Raw genomic sequence first — 24601 nt, 5'->3', positions numbered from 1 at the left:
GGGTGCCACTGACAAAGCGGCGGGCCGACGGGGTGTGTCCCATCGGCCCGCCGCTGATGTCACGTCAGGCGTCGACCTTCTCCATGACCTCGTCGGAGACGTCGAAGTTGGCGAAGACGTTCTGCACGTCGTCGCTGTCCTCGAGCGCGTCGATCAGCTTGAAGATCTTGCGCGCGCCCTCCTCGTCCAGCTCGACCTGCATGGTCGGGACGAAGTTGGCGTCCGCCGAGTCGTAGTCGATCCCGGCCTCCTGCAGCGCGGTGCGCACCGCGACCAGGTCGGTGGCCTCGGAGAGCACCTCGAAGGACTCGCCCAGGTCGTTGACCTCCTCGGCGCCCGCGTCGAGCACGGCGCCCAGGACGTCGTCCTCGGACAGCTCGCCCTTGGTGACGACCACGACGCCCTTGCGGTTGAAGAGGTACGAGACCGAACCGGGGTCGGCCATCGAGCCGCCGTTGCGGGTCATGGCGACGCGCACGTCGGAGGCGGCACGGTTGCGGTTGTCGGTGAGGCACTCGATGAGCACCGCGACACCGTTCGGCCCGTAGCCCTCGTACATGATCGTCTCGTAGTCGGCGCCGCCGGCCTCGAGGCCGCCGCCGCGCTTGACCGCGGAGTCGATGTTCTTGTTCGGGACCGAGCTCTTCTTGGCCTTCTGGATGGCGTCGACAAGCGTCGGGTTTCCATCGGGGTCGATGCCGCCGGAGCGCGCCGCAACCTCGATGTTCTTGATCAGCTTCGCGAAGAGCTTGCCGCGCTTGGCGTCAACCACGGCCTTCTTGTGCTTCGTCGTAGCCCATTTAGAGTGGCCGGACATCTGCCTGTCTCCTTCGCGTAACCAATTTACGAACGCCAGAGATCCTACAAGGAACCCGGAGCGTCCTTCGCCCGCACCATATCCACGAACAGGGCATGGATCCGGTGGTCTCCCGTGAGTTCGGGGTGGAAGGACGTCGCGAGAGCGTCGCCCTGGCGCACGGCCACGATGTGCCCCTCGTGCTCGGCGAGCACCTCCACCTCGGCGCCCACGGACTCCACCCATGGAGCCCGGATGAAGACGCCCTCTACAGGATCCCCCTCGACGCCCCGGACGTCGACAGCCGCTTCGAAGGACTCGTTCTGCCGTCCGAAGGCGTTGCGCCGCACGATCATGTCGATGCCGCCGATGGTCTCCTGGCCCGAGCGCGGGTCGAGGATCTTGTCGGCGAGCATGATCAGGCCCGCGCACGTCCCGTAGATCGGAAGACCGTCACGCACGCGCGCGCGAAGGGGCTCCATCAGGCCGAAGAGGTTGGCCAGCTTCGACATGGTGGTCGACTCGCCGCCGGGGATGACGAGCCCGTCGACCTCGGCCAGTTCCTCGGGGCGCCGCACGGGCCTCGCCACGGCGTCGGCCGTGGCCAGGGCGACGAGGTGCTCCCGCACGTCGCCCTGGAGAGCGAGCACTCCGACCACGGGAGTGGTCATCACCAGCCCCGGTTCGCGTAGCGCTCGCCCTCGGGCAGCGTGTCGCAGTTGATGCCGACCATGGCCTCGCCGAGGTTGCGGGACGCCTCCGCGACGATCTTCGGGTCGTCGAAGAAGGTGGTGGCCTTCACGATGGCGGCGGCGCGCTTGGCCGGGTCGCCGGACTTGAAGATGCCCGAGCCGACGAAGACGCCCTCGGCGCCGAGCTGGCGCATCAGCGCGGCGTCGGCCGGGGTGGCGACGCCACCGGCGGAGAAGAGGACCACCGGCAGCTTGCCCAGCTCGGAGACCTCCTTGACCAGCTCGTACGGTGCGCGCAGGTCCTTGGCGGCGGCGTACAGCTCGTTGTTGTCGAAGCCGCGCAGCTTGGCGATCTCGTTCTTGATCTGGCGCAGGTGGCGCACGGCCTCCACGACGTTGCCGGTGCCGGCCTCGCCCTTGGAGCGGATCATCGCGGCGCCCTCGGCGATGCGGCGCAGGGCCTCGCCCAGGTTCGTGGCGCCACAGACGAACGGGGTCGTGAACGCGAACTTGTCGCTGTGGTTGACCTCGTCGGCCGGGGTCAGGACCTCGGACTCGTCGATGTAGTCGACGCCGAGCGACTGGAGCACCTGGGCCTCGACGAAGTGGCCGATGCGGGACTTGGCCATCACCGGGATCGAGACGGCGCCGATGATGCCCTCGATCATGTCCGGGTCGGACATCCGGGCCACGCCGCCGTCCTTGCGGATGTCGGCCGGCACCCGCTCCAGGGCCATCACCGCGACGGCGCCGGCGTCCTCGGCGATCTTCGCCTGCTCGGGCGTGACGACGTCCATGATGACGCCGCCCTTGAGCTGCTCGGCCATGCCTCGCTTGACGCGGGCGGTGCCGGTGGCGGTGTTTTCAGAAGTGGACACGGGTGACCTCGACTCGGTGAAGAAGGCTTTTGCAGCACCGAGCAAACCTCTGGACAGCAGGCCACTACAAGGGCCAATGGGTAGCCGGTGGCTCCTTTTGGCCCGGGATCCAGTGGATCTAGTTCTGGTGGATCTGGTTGGTGGAGCTAGTTGGTGGCACGGTCGGCCAGCGCCACCGGCGCCTCGTCGTCCATCTCGAAGGCCAGCGGGAACGGGGCGTGCCCGGCGAGCCGGAACCAGCGGACCGTGCGGTGGCGGCGCAGCGCGCGGGCGGCGCGTACGGCGTCGTTGTGGAAGCGGCGGGCCATGGGGACGCGGCGGACCGCCTGGGCGAGCTCCTCTGCGGCCTCCTCGCCGCCGGGGGCCGCGCGGATCACCTCGACCTGGTCGGGCTCGTTGAAGATCGCCCTGAGCGCCTGGCTGAGCTCGCTCTCCGCGACCTCGCGCTGCTCCTCCTCGGCCTGACGCGCGGCGTGTGCCGCCTCGTACAGCACGATCGACGCGGCCGGGTCGAGCACGCCCGACGTGGCCAGTTCCTGCGCGACCGAGGCCCGGCGCAGGAGTTGGGCGTCGAGGGCGGCGCGGGCCGCGTCGATACGGGCGTGCAGGCGGTCGAGCCTTCCTGCGGTCCAGCTCAGGTAGAGCCCGATCGCGAAGAGGGCTACGGCGATCCAGATGAGGGTGACGGTCACGGGCGGCAAGGCTACCGGGGTCGCGGCGGGCGTCAGTCCCGCGCCAAGCCGAAGCGCGCCCTAAGGCCCGTCCGCTCGTCCGCCGCCACCGCGGCCGCGCCCTGGGTCACCGTCTCGTAGACCGAGAGGATGTCCGCGGCGACCGTGGACCAGTCGAAGCGGCGGACGTGCTTGCTGCCACGCGCGCGTAGTTCGGCGCGGCGGTCCGGGTCGCCCAGGAGGCGCAGGGCGGCGACGGAGAGGGTGTCCGCGTCCTCGTTGGTGAAGAGTTCGCCGGCGGCGCCCTGGTCGAGGACCTGGGCGAAGGCGTCCAGGTCGGAGGCGAGCACGGGCGCGCCCGCCGACATCGCCTCCACCAGGATGATGCCGAAGCTCTCGCCCCCGGTGTTGGGCGCGACGTACACGTCGACGCTCGCCAGGAGGCGCGCCTTGTCCTCGTCGCTGACCATGCCGAGGAACTCGACGCGGTCGCGCATCTCCTTGGGCAGGGAGGCCACCGCCTCGTCCTCGTCGCCCCGCCCCGCGACCAGGAGCCGGGTCTGCGGGCGCTCCGCGAGGATCTTGGGCAGCGCCTTCATGAGCACCGGAAGGCCCTTGCGGGGCTCGTCGATGCGGCCGATGAAGCCGATCGTGCCTCCCGCCCGTCTCCCACCACCGCCCTCAACCGAGCTTCGCGCCCCTTCTGTCTGCCACTCGGGCTTGGGCTCGGCGCGGGCGAAGAAGTCCACGTCGACGCCGTTCGGGATGACGACCGCGTCGCCGCCCAGGTGCTCGACCAGGGTGCGGCGCGCGTACTCGCTCACCGCGATGCGCGCGTTGATCTTCTCCAGGGCGGGCTGCAGGATCGGGTACGCGGCGATCATCGCGCGCGAGCGCGGGTTGGACGTGTGGAAGGTCGCGACGATCGGGCCCTGTGCGGCCCAGCACGTCAGGAGGCCGAGCGACGGGGACGCCGGTTCGTGGATGTGGATCACGTCGAACGTGCCGTCGTGCAGCCACCTGCGCACGCGCGCGGCGCTCAGGAAGCCGAAGTTCAGGCGCGCCACCGAGCCGTTGTACGGCACGGGAACCGCGCGGCCCGCCGACACGACGTACGGCGGCAGCGGGGTCTCGTCGTCCGCGGGCGCGAGGACGGACACCTCGTGCCCCAGGCGGATGAGGTGCTCCGCCAGATCGCGGATGTGGAACTGGACGCCGCCCGGCACGTCCCAGGAGTACGGGCAGACGATTCCGATTCTCACGCCGGCCTCTCTTCGAAATTGTCGAGGTCGGCGAGCCACAAGCGCTGCAGCATGTGCCAGTCCTCCGGATGGTCCGCGATCCCTGTGGCGAAGGCATCGGCCAGCGCCTGCGTCATGACAGACGTCTTCTCGGCCCGCGTACCTGTCTCCGGCACGTCGACGGGTGGGTGGACGCGCCCCCGCATGATGGGCGAGTCGTCGTACCAGAGGGTGACCGGGAGCAGCAGCGCGCCGGTCTGCTGGGCGAGCATCGCGGGCCCCGCGGGCATCCGGGTCGTCTCGCCGAAGAACTTGACCTCCACACCGGAGGTCGAGAGGTCCCGGTCCGCGACCAGGCAGACCAGGCCGCCCGCACGCAGCCGCCGTGCGAGCGTCCCGAAGGCGGCGCCGCCCGTGTGCGGCAGCACCTCCATGCCGAGGCCCTCCCTGTAGGCGACGAAACGGTCGTACAGGGTCTCCGGCTTGAGCCGCTCGGCGACGGTCGTGAACGGGGTGTCCAGCTTGGTGGTGACCCAGGCGCCCGCCAGGTCGTAATTGCCCATGTGGGGCAGCGCGAGGACGACGCCCTTACCGGAGTCGAGGCCCTCGGTGAGGTAGTCGATGTCCTTGATCGAGACGCCCTCCCGGATGCGCTCCTTGCTCCACGCGGGGAGCCGGAAGGACTCCATCCAGTAGCGCAGGTACGAGCGCATGTTCTTCTTGGACAGCTGTTGCAGGCGCTCGGGTGTGGCGTCGGGCACCACGCGCGCGAGGTTGGCCTCCAGCTGCCGCACGCCCTTGCCGCGCTTCTTCCAGGCGGCGTCGGCGATCGTGCGGCCGAGGCGCTGTGCCACCGGCTCGGGAAGCTTCTTGACGGTCGCCCAGCCGAGCCCGTACAGCGCGTCGGTGATCCGTTCCTGCGTCCCGCTCACGAGGTGGCCCCCTCCTGGGCTGCCGCCGCGTCGGCCTCCGCGGACTCGCGACGCACCGTGACGACGCGCTGGATCAGCGTGACGAGGCTGCCCACGGCGACGATCCACAGGGCGACCGGCAGCAGGTACTGGATGCCGGGTACGCCGAACTTGTGCAGCCCGGCGAAGCCCGCGGCGACGAGCGAGATGACGAGCCGCTCGGCACGCTCCACGAGACCGTTCACGGCGACGGGCAGGCCGATCGATTCGCCGCGTGCCTTCGTGTAGGACACGACCTGGCCGCTGGCGAGGCAGAAGATCGACACGGCGCACAGGACGTTGTCGTCGCCCCCACCCGCGTACCAGAGCGCGAGGCCGCCGAAGATGGCGCTGTCCGCGACACGGTCGAGCGTGGAGTCCAGGAAGGCGCCCCAGCGGCTGGAGCGGCCCAGCTGGCGCGCCATATTGCCGTCCACGAGGTCCGAGAACACGAACAGCGTGATGACGACGGTTCCCCAGAAGAACTCACCGCGCGGATAGAAGACCAGCGCACCGGCCACGACTCCGGCGGTGCCCAGGAGCGTGACCGCGTCGGGGCTGACTCCGCGGCGGATGAGAAACGCGGCGAACGGTGTGAGGACACGCGTGAAGAATGCACGCGCGTACTTGTTCAGCATGGCCTTCCCGATGGTCGGTGGCCGCGCGGCCCCTCTGGCCACCGGCTGGCCCATCGTAGCCACGCACACGTGCGAACCGCCGACGGGCCGCACGCGTGGGCGTGCGATCCGGTACGACGTATGGACGCACAGTGACCCGAGTGGAAAGCTCGAAGACACCGCGGGCGTCGCCGAAGCCGCCTCCGCACGCGGATTCGCGTGTCCGCGCCCATAGGCCGACAAGGACCTGGGACCACCTCACCGAGCAGCAAGCAACCGGGAGGCAAGGCATGGGCGACAAGAGCAACGGACACCCCGGAGCCGCCGGCAGGGCAGCGACGGCCGACCATCCCGCGTCCGTACGGAATGTGGTGCTGGTCGGCCACAGCGGATCGGGCAAGACCACCCTGGTGGAGGCCCTCGCACTGACCGCGGGGGCGGTGAACAGGGCCGGGCGCGTCGAGGACGGCACCAGCGTCTCGGACTACGACGAGATCGAGCATCGCCAGCAGCGCTCGGTCCAGCTCTCGCTCGTCCCGTTGGAGTGGGACGGATTCAAGATCAATCTCCTGGACACCCCCGGCTACGCGGATTTCGTCGGGGAGTTGAGGGCCGGTCTGCGAGCTGCGGACGCGGCCCTTTTCATCGTCTCGGCGGCCGACGGGCCCGAGACGATGGCGGGCGCGACACGCATGGTGTGGGAGGAATGCGCGGCGGTCGGCATGCCGCGGGCCATCGTGATCACGCACCTGGAGGCGGCGCGCGCCGACTTCGAGGACATGACGCGGACCTGCGCCGAGATCTTCGGTGGCGACGACCCGGACGCCGTGCTCCCCCTGTACCTCCCGCTGCGCGGCGAACAGGCGCCGGACGGGCACGCGCCCGTGACGGGCCTGATCGGGCTGCTCTCGCAGCGCCTCTTCGACTACGCGTCGGGCGAACGCAAGGAGTCGGAACCGGGCGCCGACCAGGCCTCGTTGATCGAGGAGGCCCGCAACCGGCTCATCGAGGGGATCATCTCGGAGAGCGAGGACGAGACCCTCATGGACCGCTATCTGGGCGGCGAGGAGATCGACGTCAAGACGCTCATCGACGACCTGGAGCGGGCCGTCGCGCGCGGCGTCTTCCACCCGGTCCTCGCGGCGGCCCCGGCGGCGGAGGGCGCACGGCAGGGCATCGGCACCGTCGAACTCCTCGATCTGATCACCGGCGGCTTCCCGACCCCCTTGGAGCGGGCCGCTCCCGATGTGCGCGGGCGCGACGGGAAGGAGCTCGACATCCACGCCTGCGACCCGGAAGGGCCGCTGGTGGCGGAGGTCGTGAAGACCGCGTCCGACCCGTACGTGGGGCGGGTCTCGCTCGTCCGCGTCTTCTCCGGCACCCTGCGGCCCGACGAGACGGTGCACGTGTCGGGCCACGGGCTCTCCGACCACGGGCACGAGGCCCGGGCCCTGCACGAGGCGGACGAACGGATCGGCGCGCTCTCGGCCCCCTTCGGGAAACAGCAGCGCACGCTGACCCAATGCATCGCCGGCGATCTGGCGTGCGTCGCGAAGCTGAGCCGGGCGGAGACCGGGGACACGCTCTCGGCGAAGGAGGCGCCGCTGCTCATGTCGCCCTGGGAGATGCCCGACCCGCTGCTGCCGCTGGCCATCCAGGCGCACAGCAAGGCCGACGAGGACAAGCTCTCGCAAGGTCTCTCACGCCTGGTCGCCGAGGACCCGACGATGCGCCTGGAACACAACCAGAACACGCACCAGGTGGTGCTGTGGTGCCTCGGCGAGGCGCACGCGGACGTCGCCCTGGAACGGCTGCGCAGCCGGTACGGGGTGCAGGTCGACGTCATCCCGCACAAGGTCTCCCTCCGGGAGACGTTCGCGGGCAAGTCGGCGGGGCGCGGCCGGCACGTGAAGCAGTCCGGCGGTCACGGCCAGTACGCGATCTGCGAGATCGAGGTGGAGCCGCTGCCCGGCGGCTCGGGCATCGAGTTCGTGGACAAGGTCGTCGGCGGCGCGGTGCCCCGGCAGTTCATCCCGTCCGTGGAGAAGGGCGTGCGGGCGCAGGCGGCGAAGGGCGTCGCGGCCGGATATCCACTCATCGACGTGCGAGTGACGCTGCTCGACGGCAAGGCGCACTCGGTGGACTCGTCCGACGCGGCGTTCCAGACGGCGGGGGCGCTCGCGCTGCGCGAGGCGGCTGCCGATGCGCGGATCCATCTCCTGGAGCCGGTGGCCGAGGTCGAGGTCCTCGTCGGCGACGACTATGTGGGAACCATGATGAGCGATCTGTCCGGTCGGCGCGGCCGCGTCGTCGGCACCGAACAGGCGTCGGGCGGGAGGACGTTGATCCGGGCCGAGGTGCCGGAGATCGAGATCGGCCGGTACGCGGTGGACCTGCGCTCACTGTCGCACGGCACCGCGCGCTTCAGCCGTGCGTACGCCCGGCACGAGCCGATGCCGGCCCAGTTGAGCGAGCGGATCCGCGAACAGGCCCAGGACGTCCCGTAGTCGGCCCCGGAGCGCGCACCGGCACCGGCTTCCCGTTCCTCGGGGCCGGTGTCGGTGGCGGCCGCTACGCTGGTCGAAGATCAGCCGGATCCGGCCGACGGCGCGCCCAACAGGTGTGCGGGGCGGGCAAGTCGGGAAAAGCCGCAGCGACGGCGTGCGGTGATGGGGGTGGCAGTGGCGGACACGATGAAGCCGGCTTCGGCCGACGGAGTATTCGACTTCCGACCGGGCGCGCAGATCCCGCTGCAGGGTTCCGCGGGCCAGACCGCCGCGACGTTCGCCATCGCCTCGGCCGCGTACCGGGACGACCCGGCGGTGAAGATCGAGGAGACCAACAACGAGTGGCACAAGTCCCAGGTGAAGAGGGGGATGTGGTCACTTTTCGCGCCGAACCTCGGTGAGGCCTTCGCGCGGGCGGTGCAGGTGCGGATGCTGGGCGGCGCGCGCAAGCCGCTCATCCAGTCGTTCGGCACGGAACCGCAGGTCGTCGTGGAGCACTGCCTCGCGGCCAATCGGATCCGGCGCCAGCGCGACAGCCTGCTCACGCTGGTGACGGTGGTGTTCGGCTTCCTGTTCCTGCCCGGTTTCCTGCTCTGGGTGACCGCGTTCGAGATCCGCCGCAGGGACACCATCCGGGTCGCCCAGGCCGAGAAGGAGCTCAAGGAGGCCGAGGGCAAGGGCGCCAAGGAGAAGCGCGAGGCCAAGAAGCGCGAGCGCGAGGCGCGCGGCCGGTCCGCCCTCACCATGGCGGTGCTGGCCGTCGTGTTCGTCGCCGTCATCGTCGTGCTCGTCCAGCTTCCGTCCAGCAGCGGCTGGACCTGGTATCTGCGGGCCTCGTTCGTGGCGCCCGTGATCGGCGGCCTGTGGGCGCGGCGGATCTGCGAGCGCACCGCGCGGGACCTGCGGGACCGGTGGGGCGGGCTGCTGTCCGGCGGCGGGATCGGCGCGAAGATCCCGGAGGCCGTTCCCGGCAGCCCCGGCGAGACGGCGGCCGAGCAACTGCGGCAGAATCTGGCCAAGTTGACCGCTGAGCAGGCGTCGAACTCCGTGTTCTACGCGGGGCCCAAGGGCATCCTGGGCATGGGCACGCGCTGGGGCGGCTGGCAGCTGGCCGAGGACCTGGTGTCCAAGGAGCCCGGCAAGGACATCCACCCGTTCCGCAGCTGGGACGTGATCCGCGCGATCCACGACCAACTCCGCCTCCTGGAGCGCAAGCCCATCCATACGGGCGGCTTCCCCACGCCTTCGGTGAAGCACTGGATCGTCTCGCCGGTCGGTGAGAACGCGAAGAGCGTGACCCGTCCCTCGGGCGTGAACGTGGATGCGTTCGAGACCAGGACGCACGAGATAGAGCGGATCTGCAACGAGCAGCAGTTCGGCGGCGGCAGCCGCCACTACCTGGGCGTCCAGTTCACGCTCTGGGACGGCCAGTTGGTGATCACGATGCTGATCACGGTGACGGTGTTGCACCAGACGCTGCGGATAGAAGTGACCGGGCACGCGCTCGGTCCGGTGCACTCCCTGTTCACGTCGAAGCCCGAGCCGAGGAAGAAGGAGGTCTCCAAGGCCATACGGTTCTGGGAGACCACGGAGAAGACGCTCCCGCTGGTCACCTCGGACGAGTCGGTCCGGATCGCGGTCCGCGCGCCCTTCACCTGGTATCCGCCGCTCCTCGACCACCTCGGCGGCAAGCTCGTGCTGCCCGAGCCGTTCGGCCTGCGCCACGCCTGGGCGGACCAGCCGTGGCGGCACCGCTTCATGGCGGACGACGCGCTGCGCACGGCAACGCCCGTACTGCGCGTGGTGCACGCGGCGGCCATCAGGGTGCTCGATGAGAACGGCGTGGACACCGAGAAGTTCGGCGCCCGCTCGGGCTTCCTCAGTGGCGCGGTCCAGGACCCGTCACCAGGCAAGGCGGACACGTACGACGCGTAGGGCCCACACGTACGACGCGTAGGGCCCCTACTGACGGATCAGGCCGGGGCCCAAAGGGGCCCCAGGCCGCGCGTTCACTCGCTCGGCCAGGCCTTCGCCAGGGCGGTGCGTGTGTCGGCGAGCATCTGCGGCAGCACCTTGGTGTGGCCGACGACCGGCATGAAGTTGGTGTCGCCGCCCCAGCGCGGAACGATGTGCTGGTGCAGATGGGCCGCGATGCCGGCGCCCGCGACCGCGCCCTGGTTCATGCCGATGTTGAAGCCGTGCGCGCCCGAGGCGGAGCGCAGTGCGGCCATGGCGCGCTTGGTGAAGTCGGCGAGCTCGGCGGTCTCGTTCAGGTCGAGGTCGGTGTAGTCGGCGACATGCCGGTAGGGCAGCACCATCATGTGCCCGCCGTTGTACGGGTACAGGTTGAGGATCGCGAAGACGTGTTCGCCGCGGGCCACGATCAGCGCGTCCTCGTCGGACTGGCCGGGAGCCGCGCAGAAGGGACAGCCGTCGTCGGCCCCGGGGCCGCTCGGTTTGCCCTCGCCCTGGATGTACGCGATGCGGTGCGGGGTCCACAGACGCCCGAATCCGTCCGGCTCACCCACTGGACCGACCTGCTGCTCCGGCTCACTCGTCATGCAATGCAGCATATTGCGTCACCTCACGGAGGCGTGTCGGCGGGTACCGCCCCAGGTCGGCGCGGGCGATGCTGTCGGGATGACCGACACCCCACTCGCCCGCTGGGAACGGCACAACGGCGTCGTCCTGGCGGTGGCCTCGCTCGTCTTCCTCGCCGCGTACGCGGTCCTGGTCCTGGGCCACGGCCTGCCCGGCGCCGTGCAGACCCTGTGCTTGGCGCTCGCCCTCGCCGCGTGGGCGGTGTTCCTCGTCGACTACGTGGCCCGTTGGCACCTGAGCGGACAACGCTGGCCGCGCTTCATCCGCACGCACTGGCTGGACACGCTGGTCCTGCTGCTTCCGCTGCTGCGCCCGGTACGGATCGTGCAGACCTACGAGGCGGTGCAGCGCCGGCAGAACGAGCCGCGGCTCTCGCTGCACGCGCGCGTGATCGCGTACGCGGGCCTGTCGGTGACGCTGCTCGGCTTCGCCGCGTCGCTGGCCCTGTACCAGCAGGAGCACGCGGCGCCCGGCGCGGACATTCGCACCTACGGCGACGCGGTGTGGTTCACGTGCACGACGCTGTCGACCGTGGGCTACGGCGACCTGGCGCCGGTGACCCCGATCGGCCGGCTGGTGGCGGTGGGCGTGATGGCCTGCGGCCTTGCTCTGCTCGGCGCGGTCACGGGTTCGTTCTCCTCGTGGCTGCTGCAGGTGTTCGCGCGGGAAGGGGAACGGGAGACGGTGCGGGAAGGCGAAAGGCCCCCGGGGAACTCCCCGGAGGCCTCACACCGTACGGACTGAGGGATCAGACCTGCGCCCGCTCCTCGACGACCTTCGCGATCTTCGCGATGGCCTCGTCGACCGGGATGCCGTTCTCCTGCGAGCCGTCGCGGTAACGGAAGGACACCGAACCGGCGTTCATGTCCTCGTCGCCCGCGATGACCATGAAGGGCACCTTGGCCTTCTGCTGGTTGCGGATCTTCTTCTGCATGCGGTCCGAGGACTTGTCGACCTCGACGCGCAGGCCCTGGGCGCGCGCCTTCTCGGCGAACTCCTCCAGGTACGTCACGTGGCCGTCGCCGATCGGGATGCCGACGGCCTGGACCGGGGCGAGCCACGCCGGGAACGCACCCGCGTAGTGCTCCAGGAGCACGCCGAAGAACCGCTCGATCGAGCCGAAGAGGGCGCGGTGCAGCATGACGGGCTGCTGGCGCGAGCCGTCCGCCGCGGTGTACTCGAGGCCGAACCGCTTGGGCTGGTTGAAGTCGACCTGGAGGGTCGACATCTGCCAGGAGCGGCCGATGGCGTCCTTGGCCTGCACGGAGATCTTCGGGCCGTAGTACGCGGCGCCGCCCGGGTCGGGCACCAGGGGAAGACCCTGCTTCTCGGCCGCGGTGCGCAGCGCCTCGGTGGCCTCGGCCCAGTCCTCGTCCGTGCCGATGAACTTGTCGGAGTCGTCGCGGGTGGACAGCTCCAGCTCGAACTCGGTCAGGCCGTAGTCGCGCAGCAGGTCGAGGACGAAGGTGAGGAGCTTGTCGAGCTCCTCCGCCATCTGGTCCTTGGTGCAGTAGATGTGCGAGTCGTCCTGCGTGAAGCCGCGCGAGCGGGTCAGGCCGTGCACGACGCCCGACTTCTCGTAGCGGTACACGGTGCCGAACTCGAAGAGCCGCAGCGGCAGTTCACGGTAGGAACGCCCGCGGGACTTGAAGATCAGGTTGTGCATCGGGCAGTTCATCGCCTTGAGGCGGTAGTTCTGCTCGTCGAACTGGATGGGCGGGAACATGCCCTCCGCGTAGTGCGGCAGGTGACCCGAGGTCTCGAAGAGTGCTTCCTTCGAGATGTGCGGGGTGTTCACGAACTCGTAGCCGGAGGCCTCGTGGCGGCGCCGCGAGTAGTCCTCCATGACCTTGCGGATCACGCCGCCCTTGGGGTGGAAGACCGCGAGGCCCGGGCCCAGCTCGTCCGGGAAGGAGAACAGGTCGAGCTCGGCGCCGAGCTTGCGGTGGTCGCGCTTCTCGGCCTCGGCGAGGAACTCCAGGTACGCCTTCAGCTCGTCCTTCGACGGCCACGCGGTGCCGTAGATGCGCTGGAGCTGCGGGTTCTTCTCGCTGCCCCGCCAGTAGGCGGCGGCCGAGCGCATCAGCTTGAACGCGGGGATGACGCGGGTGGTCGGCAGGTGCGGGCCTCGGCAGAGGTCCTTCCAGCACAGCTCGCCGGTCTTGGCGTCGAGGTTGTCGTAGATGGTCAGCTCGCCGCCGCCCACCTCGGCGTCCGCGCCGTCGGCGGCCTGCGCCGCGTTGCCCTTGAGGCCGATGAGCTCCAGCTTGTACGGCTCGTCGGCCAGCTCGACCGCCGCGTCCGCGTCAGTGGTGACGCGGCGCGAGAAGCGCTGCCCCCGCTTCTGGATCTCCTGCATCTTCTTCTCGATGCGCTTGATGTCCTCGGGGGTGAACGGCTCCTTGACGTCGAAGTCGTAGTAGAAGCCGTCCTTGATGGGCGGGCCGATGCCGAGCTTGGCCTCGGGGAACAGCTCCTGCACGGCCTGCGCCATGACGTGCGCGGTCGAGTGCCGCAGGATGTTCAGGCCGTCCTCGGAGGCAATCTCCACGGGCTCGACGGTCTCGCCGTCGACGACCTCGTACGCGAGGTCCTTCAGCTCTCCGGCCACGCGCACCGCGACGATGCTGCGCTCGCCGGGGAAGAGCTCGGCGGCCGTAGTGCCCGTCGTCACCACGCGCTCTTCCCGCTCGGAATCGCGTTGGATGGCCACACGGACGTCAGACACCGGACTTCTCCTACCTGAAGATGGAACGCCGCGCCATTACCTGTGACGCGCGCAGCAACGATCGTACCGAGTCACCAGGGCCGCTCGCGAAACGGTTAACCGGGCGACGGGCCCGTCACCGGTCGCGCGCATGAGGCGACTGTCAGTGCCGGGCTCTAGCGTGAGACGTATGACACTCGACTGGAACCCGCTCCTCGCCGACCAGCTCGACTGGCACTGGCGTCACCAGCTCCGCGACCGCCTGGCGGGGCTCAGCGACGACGAGTACTTCTGGGAACCGGTGGCGGACTGCTGGAACGTCCGCCCGCGCGGCACCGGCACCGCCCCCATGCAGGTCGGCTCCGGCGAGCTCACGATCGACTTCGCGTACCCGGAGCCGGTTCCCGCGCCGGTGACGACGATCGCCTGGCGCCTCGGCCACATTCTGGTGGGCGTGCTCGGCGCGCGGAACGCGTCGCACTTCGGGGCGGCGCCCGTCGACTACGAGTCGTACGTGTATCCGGGGACGGCGGCGGACGCCCTCGACCGGCTCGACGCGGCGTACGCGCAGTGGGCCGACGGCGTGCGCAGCCTCGGCGAGGAGGGCCTCGCCCGCCCGTGCGGCCCGGCGGAGGGCGAGTTCGCCAAGGATCCGATGGCGCGGCTCGTCCTCCACATCAACCGCGAGATGCTGCACCACGGCGCGGAGATCGCCCTGCTCAGAGACCTGTACGCGCACCGGTCCAGCAGCTGACCCGGGCGGCTGGGGGCCTTCCGACGGATCAAGCCCTACTCCTCCCCCGCGCAGGCCTCCTCGAAGAAGTCCAGGTTCTCCTGGAGCGACTTCATCATCCGGTCCCGCTCGGCCTCTTCCACCTGTACGGGGACGACTCCGGTCGCCCCGGTGAGGCGGCGGAATCCGCCCCGGCTCTCCAGGCGCCCGTGCACGCGGATCGGCAGGCCCACCAGGTGCGCGTGCCCTGCGATCCGGTACGCCTCCTCGTCCAGCGTCATCCGTACGTGCGGCACCTCGACGCCCGCGAGCACCCGCATCCGCACCGTGCCCGCGCCGCGCGGCCCCGTCCTGCGCATGCGGACGACAGTGCCGGTGACGCGGACGGAGACGGCGGGTTCGGCGTACAGAAAGCGGGCGCCGGCCTCGCGCAGCACGTCGAGGTCACCGGGTGAGAACTCGACGGGGGCGTCGCCGTCCGTGCACTCCTCGGGCACCCCGGCGGCGGGCGCCCAGGCCACGCCGACGCGCGCGCCCTCGGTGCCGCGCACCAGCGCGACGAGCGCCTCGGTCAGCTCATGGCTGACGCCCGCCTCGACCGCGCCGTCGAACGCGTCCATGCCGCCGGTGGCCCGCCGGTAGTCGATGGCCTCGCGCACCGCGTACAGCGCCTGGTGCAGCCGTACGGCGAGCGCCCGCCCCGTGGCCACGGGCACGAACGCGGTGAGACGGCGCCCGCCGGACGCCGTCTGCACCAGTACGTTCTCCAGGGCCGCGGCCGCGGGCCGCCGATGCCTCGCCCCGTAGTACCCGGCGCGGCCCCGCGCGGCGAGGGCGCCCGCGAGCAGCATCTGCCGTGCCGCGCCCCGCAGTTGCTCCTCGGCGGGCCAGGACGAGGCGCCCGCGGGCCCCGCCGGAACATCGCGCGTCCAGCGGATCTCGTCACTCGGCACGGCGAGCGAGACCAGCACCTCCCGCGCGGACGGCGTACCGCTGCGTTCGAGGGCGACGATCGCCTCGCCGAGCAGTTCCTCGCTGTCCGGGAAGGCCCGGCTCTCCGGCACGAGCAGGCTGGTCCGGCCCCCGCCCCCCGGCAGCGTCCAGCGCGCGTACCTCCCGGCGGCCCCGCCGCGCCGCCGCCAGCCGTGCCGGTCGAGCAGGGCGCCGAGCACCGCGGGGTCGACCTGCCCCGGATCGGGCCCGACGAGGTCGACGGGGTGGCCGCGGCCCGCGCCGAGCGGGCGCAGTGGTTCCTCGATCGGGCGATGCTGCATCACACAACTCCCTTCGGCCCAGGCCGAGTTGGACCGTCAGGGCCGTCCACCCGCGCCCACCCTGGCCATGATCTCGCAGAGCGCGCGGTCGTCGAAGATCCGCGCCGTCGGGACGCGCACGGTGGTCCTGCGCCGCCCGGTGACCGGGTGTCCGGCGAGGTTCATCCAGTAGCAGCAGTGCCGCAGGTCGAGCCGGTCGTGGGCGGCCCGCAGCCAGTCGTCCTGGGAGCGCGGCACGAGCATCACGACGAGGATCTTGTGCACCGAGACCGGGGTGCGGGCGAGCTTCTCCAGGTGCGCGTTGTCGAGCGTGAAGGCGAAGGAGGGACCCGGCGGATCGGGCGCGACCTGGTACGTCGCCTTGAGCTGCACCTTGATGGTGACTTCGTCGTCGATCGCATGCCCGGGCGAGCTGTGGCTGACGTGCCAGTCGATGCCGTTGTCCGGAAAGGGCTGCGAGAGCGAGCACCCCGCGGCGGCGGCCACGGCATGCAGATAGCCCACCTGCAGGGTCTCCATGCAGGCGGTGGTGGCGAGTGTGCCGCGCGGCGGTGCGATCCGCTCGGGCAGCAGCCCGCCTCGTTCGGGCCGCGCGAGCGCCATGGGCCGACTGACCTTCCGGGAATGCGGGTTCACGCCGATGGCACCCCGCTGAACTGCCATGACTCGTACCTGTGTTGTCACCGCTCGGCGTACGACGCAAACAGCGCGGGTATCACCGCTTGGGGCAGGGACCACACGTCGACGGGACGTCATCTGCCGCGCGGGAACCAGGAGTTGAGAGATCATGACGTGCTGGTACGAGGGTCCACTGGCCGCCTTCGACACCGAGACGACCGGCGTGGACGTGGAGAACGATCGCATTGTGTCCGCCGCGATCGTGGTGCAGGACGCGGCGGGAACGCGCCCACGGGTATCACGCTGGTTGGTGAACCCCGGGGTGCCGGTGCCGCCGGGTGCCACCGAGGTGCACGGCCTTACCGACGAGCATCTGCAGCTCAACGGGCGCTGGCCGGCGCCCGTGATGGAGGAGGTCGGGCGGGCACTCGCCGAGCAGGCCGCGGCGGGCCGCCCGCTGGTCGTGATGAACGCCCCGTTCGATCTGACGCTGCTGGACCGCGAGTTGAAGCGGCACCGGGCCTCGTCGCTCTCCCTCTACTTGGCGACCGCGTCCCTGTGCGTGATCGACCCGCGTGTCCTGGACAAGCACCTGGACCGCTACCGCAAGGGCCGTCGCACGCTGACGGATCTGTGCGCGCACTACGAGGTGGAGCTGGCGGACGCGCACGACGCGGCGGCGGACGCGCAGGCGTCCCTCGACCTGGTGCGGGAGGTGGGCCGCAGGTTCGCGTCCCGCCTGGAGCGCCTCTCCCCCGCCGAGCTGCACACCCTGCAGGCGGTCTGGCACGCGGCGCAGGCCCGCGGCCTGCAGGCCTGGTTCGCCCGCAGCGGCAACCCGGAGACGGTGGACCCGGCGTGGCCGCTGCGCCCGGAACTTCCGGCGGCAGCCTGATCGTTCCCCCGTCGGGGCCCCGAAGGCAGAAACGACACCTCACCCACCGGTGCCGTACGGCACAACGAAAACCGGCACAACGAAAAACCGGCCCGCCTGTACGGCGGACCGGTCATTCTCCGGGTGGGCGATACTGGGTTCGAACCAGTGACCTCTTCGGTGTGAACGAAGCGCTCTCCCACTGAGCTAATCGCCCGGGAACGCGTTGAACAATACAGGTCGCGGCGCCCTGTGTTCAAACCGGTTGCAGATGGGCGGCAAGCCCCCTCCGCCCGCCGCGCATCATCCACGCGTGGTTGGCCAGGAACACCGGACGGCCGGGCAGCGCGAACCGGCGCATCAGCGGCTTGCTCACCTCGACCTCCTGGTCGTAGACGGCACGGGTGCCGCCTCCGGGCAGCGGCGTCAGCGTCCAGCGCGCCCAGCCCTCCAGGTCCCCGGTCATCGCGATCTGCAGGGTCCCCGCGGCCGGGTCACGACGCGCCTCGCGCGCCGTGACGTGCAGCTCGTAGGGAAGAAAGGACCGGAAGACGGCGACGCCGCTGGTCGCGCTCCCGTCCAGCGGCGTCACCGAGCGGACCTGGGGCCACCACCGCGGATACTCCTCGGCCCGCTCGAGCACCGCGTACACGGCGCCCGGCGGGGCGGGCAGTTCCCACACACTGCGAAAGCGGTAATGGGTCCAGTCGCGACGGCTGCGGTCCATGACCCGATTCTGCCGGGATCAGGGCATCTTGTCCCCGACAAGCGCCAGGTTCTCGATGGCGGCGAGCCCGTACAGGGCCGTGTCGTTGGTGTAGACCCAGTTCGCCTCGGTGCCTGCGACGAGCGTGACGGGCCCGTCGACCTTCTCGGTCTTCCAGGGCGACGCCTCGGTGTAGCCGTCGCTCTTGAAGAACTTCTCCCAGGCGCGCTTGGCCAGCTTGTCGTCGCCGGTGCGCACGGCGGCGTAGGCGTCGAGCCGGGAGTGGCCCTGGAAGAGGATGAGCGAGCCGAAGTCCGAGCCGTACCGCGCCTTCTGTTCCGCCTTCGTGGCGTTGAAGTAGCGGCAGTAGTCGTAGTACGCCTCTTCGAACTTCGGCATGTCGACCTGGTCGATCAGCTCCGCGCACAGCTCGTTGAGGCCGAAGACCGCCGACAGGTGGGAGACGCCGACGACGGCCTTGTCGGCGATCGCGAACTTGCCGGTGTCGAGGTCGTAGAGCCCGCTGCCCTGCACGAATCCGTTCGGCTGCGCGGCGATCGTCTCCATCGTCGACAGGACTCTCGCCTTGGCCTTCTCCCACTTGGGCCCGCGCCGCTCCCACTCGGTGAGCCAGGCGGAGACGAGCCCGCTCCAGTCGGTGCCGAAGCCGATGGACAGGGCGTGCGGGTCGGGCTTGTAGTCCGGGTCGGGGCGGACCTTGCGCTGCGGGTCGAGCACGAGGAACGTCTCGTCGGAGTCGACGTTGGCGTGCATGAGGTCGCCGACGCGCTCGTCGCCGGTGAGGAAGTAGTAGTAGCGGCGGTACGTGGTGTTGGCGATGCGCTGCTGCTTCGCGGAGTCGGCGTAGTGCTGGACGCCGTGCCGGGTGCCGAGGCCTGCCCACTTGCCGAGGTGGTAGACGTCGACCTCGCCGGTGTGCCGGGTCATGGCCTCGGCGAAGCGGAAGATGTCGGCGCGGCCCGAGCGCAGATACGCGAACCAGAGCCAGATGTCCGGCGACAGCTCGGAGTTGTCCCACGCGTAGCCGCCGACGTCGTAGCGCCACTGGTGGCGCGCCGGGTCGTAGGAGTGCATCACATCGCCGTAGTCCCAGAAGCCGTACCAACGGCGCATCTCCACCTGGTCCTTGTAGTAGGTGAAGAGGAAGTCGAGGTGGTCCTCGATCTTGGCCTTGGCGGGGGTGGAGCGGTCGGGCTCGGAGTAGAGGCCGGGTCCGAGGACCTTCGACTTGATCAGCTGCTTGGGCGGGGCGGCCAGCTGCGGCAGCACGCGCACGGCCTCTACCTGCTGGGCGAACGCCTCGGGCTTCGGTGTCGCGTCGTTCGCCCAGAACATCAGCTCGCTGGTGCGGGCGATGCCGTAGGGGGTGCCGAACTCGGGTTCGTAGTCCTCGTACGTGATGTTGAGGCCTTCGAGCTGCTCCGCGTACGTGTCCTGGCCCATGCCGTCGTGGTAGAAGCGCAGGTCCATGGGCTGCGCCTCGGGCGACCAGAGCCAGAGGGTGACCTCGGCCTCGTCGGTCTGCGCGCCTCGGATGTCGAGGCCGGCCGGGTGCTTCTCCCAGAAGTCGCGGAGCCCGAAGGAGAGTCCGCCGCTCGCACCGCCGACGTAGCCGAATCCGCTGGCCCGGCGGCCACCGCCGGCGCCGATCCAGCCGTGCCCCTTCTTCGTGCGCTTCTTGAGGGTGAAGCCGTCCGCGGACAGCTGGGAGAGGGAGTAGTCGCCCCACTCGGGGATGTACTGGAGGCGGGTCGTGACCCGCTGGTCCCAGGTCGAGGGGTCGGGCAGCTTCTCGCCGGCGAACTGCGCCGCCTGCACGGCAGCTCCCGGGTCACGGCGCAGTCCCGTGATGCCCTGGACCGCCTCCCGCAGCATGCCGGTGCCCTCGCCGCCGATCCGGATGTGCCGGTCGTACGCCTTGTCGCGCATCGGCACGGTGAACCGGACGCCGAGCCCGCGGATGAAGTCCCCGGAGGCCTTGCCGGGCTCCTGGGTGCCGTCGTACGTGATGGTGTGCACCATGCGGAACGATTCGGCGCCCGCGTAGAAGTAGAACCGGATGGAGAACGGGAGCCAACTCCGGCTGCCCTTGCGGTGCTTGCCGTCGATGCGGACGACGGCGCGGACCGGACCCTCCTGCTCGACCTTCGTCTCCTCGATGACGGACTCGAACCGCTCGTACTTCTGCGTGCCCTGGTCGCCGTCCTCGATCTCGCCCTGGCGCAGGAGGACGAGCCGGCCGTCCTTGGCGATCTCGGTGGAGCCGCGGGTGACGGACTTGACCAGGCTCGATCCGCTCTTGCCGAGCTTCGCGACGACGACGCCGGTGTCGACGGTGACGACTCCGCCGCTCGTCGAGACGCTCACCTTCTTGTCGGGCGCCGCGGCGCTCCCCGCCTTCAGCGAGAGCTTCCCGTTTCCGGCGCCGGGGCCCACGGCGTGCGCGGTCCACTTCAGCGAGCCGTCGGGCCACTGGGCGAGCGGCCAGGTCTGGACGGGGACCTGCTTGCCGTCCTCGGTGGTGAGGGCGAACTCCTGCCCCTTCTCGTACGCGCCCTTGGGCCAGGGCACGCCGACGGTGGAGCCGGGGGCCGCGCCGAGCCCGCCGTCCTCCAGCCAGCCGAGCGTGACCGGGTCGGCCTCTGCGGGTGCGGCGGCCGGCGCGGCCTTCGCCTCCTTGCCGCCGAGCGCCCAGCTGAACTGCGCGGCGGCGCCGGCGACCGCGGCGGCCTTGAGGAGGGACCTGCGGGGAATGGGGGACATCGTCGTTCCTTTCCGTGCATGCCAAACGTGCTGTACGAGAAGGGGGTTGAGGGGGTGTTACGTATGACGGATTCGCGTTATACGTATGACGGGAATGCGTTCTACGTATAACGCCGGTTCAGCGGGCGCGGCCGCGTTCCTCCACCGCGACCGCCGCCGCGGCGAGGATGCCGAGCACCGGGACCGCGAGCGGCGCGAGGAACTCCGCGCTGAGGATCACGAGCGCGATCCCGCACACCAGGAGCAGGGACCCGCCGGGTGCCCCTACGGTGCGCCGGACGGCGTCGCCGAGCAGCGACCGCCAGGACCGGCCCGGCTCCCAGACGGCGGCGGCCCGCAGCACGGTCACGGCACCCGCGATGAGCGCGAAGATGCCGACGGCCGCGGCGAGTTGACCACCCGGGAGCCCGGCCCGAGCCACCCGCAGGTCGATCCAGACGGCGAGCCAGGCGACCACCCCGGCGAGTCCGACGAGCCAGCCGCGGCGCGCCGCGACACGGACGTCGGCCGCGAACTCCCGCCATCCGCCGCTCTGTTCACCGATCCGGCGGCGCAGATGCCGGGCCCCCGCGGCGAAGGCGGCCGGGGCGGTGACGACCGGTACGGACGCGAGCGCGATCCACACCCCGGTGAGCAGACACTCGGCGAAGACGGAGAACCCGACGCGCCGCCGCGACTCGACGCGCGCGCCGCTACGTGCGGCGCTCCGGGCCGCGGCCCTCACTTGAGCCCCGACGTGGCCATGCCGTCGATCAGATACCGCTGGAAGGCCATGAAGAAGGCGATGACCGGGATGAGCGCCATCATCGCCATGGCGATCTGACCGCCGTAGTCGGAGATGCCCTGCTGGTCGCGGAACATCATCAGGCCGAGCGAGACGGTGTATTTGGAGGGCTCGTTGAGGTAGATCAGCGGGCCCATGAAGTCGTTCCAGGCGTTGATGAACGTGAAGATCGCGCTGGTGATCAGGGCGGGCCGGCACAGCGGCAGCACGATCGACCAGTAGATCCGCAGATGGCCGCAGCCGTCGAGCCGCGCCGCCTCGTCCAGTTCCCGTGGAAGCCCGCGCATGAACTGCACCATGAGGAAGACGAAGAACGCCTCCGTCGCCAGGAACTTCCCCGCGAGGAGCGGCACGTACGTGTTGATGAGCTCCAGCTTCTGGAACATCACGTACTGCGGGATGAGCAGCACGTGGTACGGCAGCAGCAGTGTGCCGATCATCAACGCGAAGAGCAGCTTCCGCCCGCGGAAGGGGATCTTCGCGAAGGCGTACGCGGTGAGCGAGCTGGAGATGACGACGCCGACGACGGCCATGCCCGCGTAGAACAGCGAGTTGGTGAAGAACGTGCTGATGGAGATGCCCGCGATGCCGTCGGCGAGGCCCTTGACGTTGTCGAGGATCGGGTCGGCGGGGAAGAGGTCGAGCGAGCCGACGATCTTCTTGCCGGGCTTGAAGGCGGCGCCGATCACCCAGACGACCGGATAGAGGACGACGCAGAGCACGGTGATCGCGAAGACGTGCCAGACGAGGGATCCTGTGCGCTTGCGCGGGTTGGCGCCACTCTTCAACTCGGGTGTCAGCGTGGTCACTTGACGTCCTCCTCGTAGTGCACCCACTTCTTCTGGGACCAGAACAGGACGACGGTGACGAGCGCGACCGCCAGCAGCAGCATCCAGGCCATGGCGGATGCGAAGCCCATCTGGGACTGCTGGAAGCCCTTTTGGTACAGGTAGCAGGTGTAGACGAGGGTGGCGTCGGCCGGTCCGCAGAACGTGTTGGAGACGACGTACGCGGAGCCGAAGATCTGGAACGAGTGGATCGACTCCAGCAGGACGTTGAAGAAGAGCACCGGAGAGATCATCGGCAGGGTGATGTTCCAGAACCGGCGCAGCGGTCCCGCCCCGTCGACGGCGGCGGCCTCGTACAGCTCGCGCGGCACCTGTTTGAGGCCGGCCAGGAAGATGACCATGGGCGCGCCGAACTGCCAGACGGTGAGCGCCACCAGCGAGTAGAGGATCATGTCCGGGTCGCCGATCCAGCCACCGAGGTTCAGGCCTAGGGAGCCAAGACCCTTGTCGACGACGGCGTTGTCGGAGAACAGCGCCCGCCAGACGAAGCCGACCGAGACGCTGGCGCCGATCAGCGACGGCGCGTAGAACGCGGCCCGGTACAGCCCCTGGCCGCGGCGGCTCTGGTTGAGCAGCAGCGCGACGCCGAGCGCGAGCAGCAGCTTCAACGGGGTGCCGATGACCACGTACTTGAGCGTGACCTGCACGGACTTCTGCCAGCGCGGGTCGTCGAACATGGCCGTGAAGTTGTCGAACCCGATCCACTTCGGCGCCGCGAACAGGTTGTAGTCCGTGAACGCGTAGTAGAGCGAGGCGATCATCGGCCCCGCCGTGAGCAGCAGGAACCCCGCGAGCCACGGCGACATGAACAGATAGCCGGCGAGGTTGTCGCGCCGTCCCCGCCGCTTTTGTGCGACGGGTCGGACAACGTTCACCTCTTCGGCCAGGACTGTGGCGTCCTTGACGAGCGACATGGTGCTGTTTCCCCTCGGAAACGTAGGGGCTGTCAGGCCTGGAAGGCTGCCTCGGCCTCGCTGAAGAACTGCTTCACCGCTGCCGGGACCTTCTGCTTGGCGTTGGCGACGTCACCGGCGATGCGCAGGAACGCGGCCTCGACGACATCCGCGCCCGACGGGTGCGGCGTGATCTTGCCGAGCACGCCGGCCTTCTCGACATCGCTCTCGTACGCGGCGATGCCCTTGTTGGCCTCGGCGACCGCCTTGTCGGTCTCCGCGCCCGGCTTGTACGCCTCGAACTGATCGTCGGTGGCGAGCACACCCATGTCGTAGCCCATGACCTTGCCGACCTCGGGGTCGTGGACCATGAAGTCGATGAACTTGGCGGCCTGCGCCTGGGCCTCGCACTTGGTGGAGATCGACAGCATCAGCGAGCCGAGGTACTGGCCGGTGTCCTTGCCGTCGGTCGTCGGGATCGGCGCGAGCGCGTAGTCGGAGTCGCCCTCGCCCTCGTAGCGCACCGAGAAGTTGTCCCAGGTGAACTCGGCGCCCGCGAGCCCGGCCGAGAGCCCGGACTTCGGCTTGACCTGCTCGATCTTCTTGGGGTCTGCGACGATCCCGGACTTCACGCGCTTGTAGTAGTCCGACCACCACTGCGTCAGATCGTCCTGGGCGAAGCCGAGTTTGCCGTCCTTGAAGAACGCCTTGCCGTTCTGACGGAGATACAGGTCGTAGAGGTACATGACCCCCGCGTAGCCCGTGTCGCCCGCGATCTTCAGCTTGTCCTGGATGGTCTGGAGCGACGTGAAGTACTCGTCCCAGGTCCAGCCGAACTTCGGTTCCACGCCCGCCTTGTCCCAGGCCTTCTTGTCGATGACGAGCGACATGGTGTTGGCGCCTACCGGAACCGCGACCTGCTTGCCTCCGGATACCTGGCCGGCCGTCTCGACGCCGCCGCGGAAGTTCTTCAGGCTCAGATTCCCGGCGTCCACCTGGGACTTGAGGTCGAGCAGAACTCCGCGCTTGTCGTACTTCGCAAGGAAGGCAACGGAGTTGAGGAATACATCCGGAGGATTTCCGCCCGAGGCCTGCGTCTGGAACTTCTCCCAGAATGCTTGGTAATCGGTGAATTCCGGCTTGATTTTGATCTTCGGGTTCTTCTTCTCGAAGAGCGCGATCGCCTTCTTGATTTTCACGGCGCGCGGTTCGCCGCCCCACCAGGCGAACCGCAGGGTCGCCGGACCGTCCGCGTTCCCCGCATCTCCTGACCCACCGTCACCACCGCACCCGGCCGCGGTCAGCCCGAGCGCCGCGACCGAAGCCCCGGCCACCTTCAGCACGCCTCTTCGACCAAGATCCCTGTTCATAGGCACAGTTAGCCCCTCCACCCGTGCATTGAATCGTTTTAGGTAAGCGCTTGCCGA

At 69.7% G+C, this 24601-nt stretch carries 22 protein-coding genes and 1 tRNA gene; 5 read left to right on the top strand and 18 right to left on the bottom strand.

Going from position 1 to position 24601, the window contains the following annotated elements:
- Positions 1–64 precede the first annotated feature (64 nt).
- The 7 genes from OG746_RS34125 to pgsA all read right to left on the bottom strand — a co-directional run bounded on the left by OG746_RS34125 (position 65) and on the right by pgsA (position 5920).
- Positions 65–817, bottom strand: coding sequence for a YebC/PmpR family DNA-binding transcriptional regulator (locus OG746_RS34125; RefSeq protein WP_266721747.1), 753 nt, complete (start codon positions 815–817; stop codon positions 65–67).
- A gap of 44 nt (positions 818–861) precedes the next feature.
- Positions 862–1467: a pyridoxal 5'-phosphate synthase glutaminase subunit PdxT gene (gene pdxT, locus OG746_RS34120; protein ID WP_266721745.1), complete on the bottom strand. Its 606-nt coding sequence runs from the start codon at positions 1465–1467 to the stop codon at positions 862–864.
- Entirely contained in the window at positions 1467–2366 is a 900-nt protein-coding gene (gene pdxS, locus OG746_RS34115) for a pyridoxal 5'-phosphate synthase lyase subunit PdxS (protein ID WP_266721743.1), read from the bottom strand. Before pdxS ends, pdxT begins: the two co-directional genes overlap by 1 nt.
- A 146-nt stretch (positions 2367–2512) precedes the next feature.
- Positions 2513–3058 carry a LemA family protein gene (locus OG746_RS34110; protein ID WP_266721741.1) on the bottom strand — a complete coding sequence of 182 codons (546 nt, stop codon included), beginning with the start codon at positions 3056–3058 and terminating at the stop codon, positions 2513–2515.
- Between the two features lie 32 nt (positions 3059–3090).
- Positions 3091–4299 (bottom strand): glycosyltransferase family 4 protein, encoded by a 1209-nt coding sequence (locus tag OG746_RS34105; protein ID WP_266721739.1) that lies wholly within the window; start codon positions 4297–4299, stop codon positions 3091–3093.
- On the bottom strand, positions 4296–5210 hold the full coding sequence (locus tag OG746_RS34100) for a phosphatidylinositol mannoside acyltransferase (protein WP_266721737.1): 915 nt from the start codon (positions 5208–5210) through the stop codon (positions 4296–4298). Before OG746_RS34100 ends, OG746_RS34105 begins: the two co-directional genes overlap by 4 nt.
- Positions 5207–5920: a phosphatidylinositol phosphate synthase gene (gene pgsA, locus OG746_RS34095; RefSeq protein ID WP_266725608.1), complete on the bottom strand. Its 714-nt coding sequence runs from the start codon at positions 5918–5920 to the stop codon at positions 5207–5209. Before pgsA ends, OG746_RS34100 begins: the two co-directional genes overlap by 4 nt.
- Positions 5921–6135: 215 nt before the next feature.
- On the opposite strand from pgsA, the gene OG746_RS34090 reads away from it, so the two are divergent.
- Positions 6136–8352 carry an elongation factor G-like protein EF-G2 gene (locus OG746_RS34090; RefSeq protein WP_266721735.1) on the top strand — a complete coding sequence of 739 codons (2217 nt, stop codon included), beginning with the start codon at positions 6136–6138 and terminating at the stop codon, positions 8350–8352.
- Positions 8353–8538: 186 nt separating this feature from the next.
- The gene (locus tag OG746_RS34085) at positions 8539–10287 is read left to right on the top strand and encodes an AbeC-like domain-containing protein (protein ID WP_266725607.1); all 1749 of its coding nucleotides are present in this window, start codon (positions 8539–8541) and stop codon (positions 10285–10287) included.
- A gap of 74 nt (positions 10288–10361) precedes the next feature.
- Here OG746_RS34085 and OG746_RS34080 read toward each other — a convergent pair whose 3' ends face one another.
- Positions 10362–10925: an HIT family protein gene (locus tag OG746_RS34080; protein ID WP_266721733.1), complete on the bottom strand. Its 564-nt coding sequence runs from the start codon at positions 10923–10925 to the stop codon at positions 10362–10364.
- Positions 10926–10992: 67 nt separating this feature from the next.
- Here OG746_RS34080 and OG746_RS34075 point away from each other — a divergent pair, with 67 nt between their 5' ends.
- Positions 10993–11697 carry a potassium channel family protein gene (locus OG746_RS34075; RefSeq protein ID WP_266721731.1) on the top strand — a complete coding sequence of 235 codons (705 nt, stop codon included), beginning with the start codon at positions 10993–10995 and terminating at the stop codon, positions 11695–11697.
- A gap of 4 nt (positions 11698–11701) precedes the next feature.
- On the opposite strand, the gene thrS is transcribed toward OG746_RS34075, so the two are convergent.
- Complete coding sequence (gene thrS, locus OG746_RS34070) at positions 11702–13681, bottom strand: threonine--tRNA ligase (RefSeq protein WP_266721729.1); 1980 nt, start codon at positions 13679–13681, stop codon at positions 11702–11704.
- 169 nt (positions 13682–13850) lie between these two features.
- On the opposite strand from thrS, the gene OG746_RS34065 reads away from it, so the two are divergent.
- Entirely contained in the window at positions 13851–14414 is a 564-nt protein-coding gene (locus tag OG746_RS34065; RefSeq protein WP_266721727.1) for a DinB family protein, read from the top strand.
- A 35-nt stretch (positions 14415–14449) separates the two neighbouring features.
- Here OG746_RS34065 and OG746_RS34060 read toward each other — a convergent pair whose 3' ends face one another.
- Together OG746_RS34060 and OG746_RS34055 are read right to left on the bottom strand one after the other, a co-directional pair.
- On the bottom strand, positions 14450–15667 hold the full coding sequence (locus OG746_RS34060; protein WP_266721725.1) for a hypothetical protein: 1218 nt from the start codon (positions 15665–15667) through the stop codon (positions 14450–14452).
- Between the two features lie 36 nt (positions 15668–15703).
- A complete protein-coding gene (locus OG746_RS34055; protein WP_266725606.1) occupies positions 15704–16270 on the bottom strand; it encodes a DUF4365 domain-containing protein in 567 nt (188 codons plus the stop codon).
- Between the two features lie 184 nt (positions 16271–16454).
- Between OG746_RS34055 and OG746_RS34050 the strand changes: the two genes are divergently transcribed.
- Positions 16455–17180: a 3'-5' exonuclease gene (locus tag OG746_RS34050; protein WP_266721723.1), complete on the top strand. Its 726-nt coding sequence runs from the start codon at positions 16455–16457 to the stop codon at positions 17178–17180.
- Positions 17181–17304: 124 nt separating this feature from the next.
- On the opposite strand, the gene OG746_RS34045 is transcribed toward OG746_RS34050, so the two are convergent.
- The 7 genes from OG746_RS34045 to OG746_RS34015 all read right to left on the bottom strand — a co-directional run bounded on the left by OG746_RS34045 (position 17305) and on the right by OG746_RS34015 (position 24517).
- Positions 17305–17376: transfer RNA gene (locus tag OG746_RS34045), tRNA-Val, on the bottom strand.
- Positions 17377–17415: 39 nt separating this feature from the next.
- Entirely contained in the window at positions 17416–17886 is a 471-nt protein-coding gene (locus OG746_RS34040) for an SRPBCC family protein (RefSeq protein WP_266721720.1), read from the bottom strand.
- Positions 17887–17904: 18 nt separating this feature from the next.
- On the bottom strand, positions 17905–20649 hold the full coding sequence (locus OG746_RS34035; protein WP_266721718.1) for an exo-rhamnogalacturonan lyase family protein: 2745 nt from the start codon (positions 20647–20649) through the stop codon (positions 17905–17907).
- A 118-nt stretch (positions 20650–20767) separates the two neighbouring features.
- Entirely contained in the window at positions 20768–21373 is a 606-nt protein-coding gene (locus OG746_RS34030; protein WP_266721717.1) for a hypothetical protein, read from the bottom strand.
- On the bottom strand, positions 21370–22242 hold the full coding sequence (locus tag OG746_RS34025; protein ID WP_266721715.1) for a carbohydrate ABC transporter permease: 873 nt from the start codon (positions 22240–22242) through the stop codon (positions 21370–21372). The genes OG746_RS34030 and OG746_RS34025 overlap by 4 nt, the downstream gene beginning before the upstream one ends.
- The gene (locus OG746_RS34020; protein WP_266721713.1) at positions 22239–23195 is read right to left on the bottom strand and encodes a carbohydrate ABC transporter permease; all 957 of its coding nucleotides are present in this window, start codon (positions 23193–23195) and stop codon (positions 22239–22241) included. The genes OG746_RS34025 and OG746_RS34020 overlap by 4 nt, the downstream gene beginning before the upstream one ends.
- A gap of 32 nt (positions 23196–23227) precedes the next feature.
- Positions 23228–24517: an ABC transporter substrate-binding protein gene (locus tag OG746_RS34015; RefSeq protein ID WP_266721711.1), complete on the bottom strand. Its 1290-nt coding sequence runs from the start codon at positions 24515–24517 to the stop codon at positions 23228–23230.
- Positions 24518–24601: the final 84 nt, after the last annotated feature.

Source organism: Streptomyces sp. NBC_01016, from assembly GCF_026341035.1.
Lineage (GTDB): Bacteria > Actinomycetota > Actinomycetes > Streptomycetales > Streptomycetaceae > Streptomyces.
This window is presented reverse-complemented; position numbering and strand designations above follow the sequence as displayed.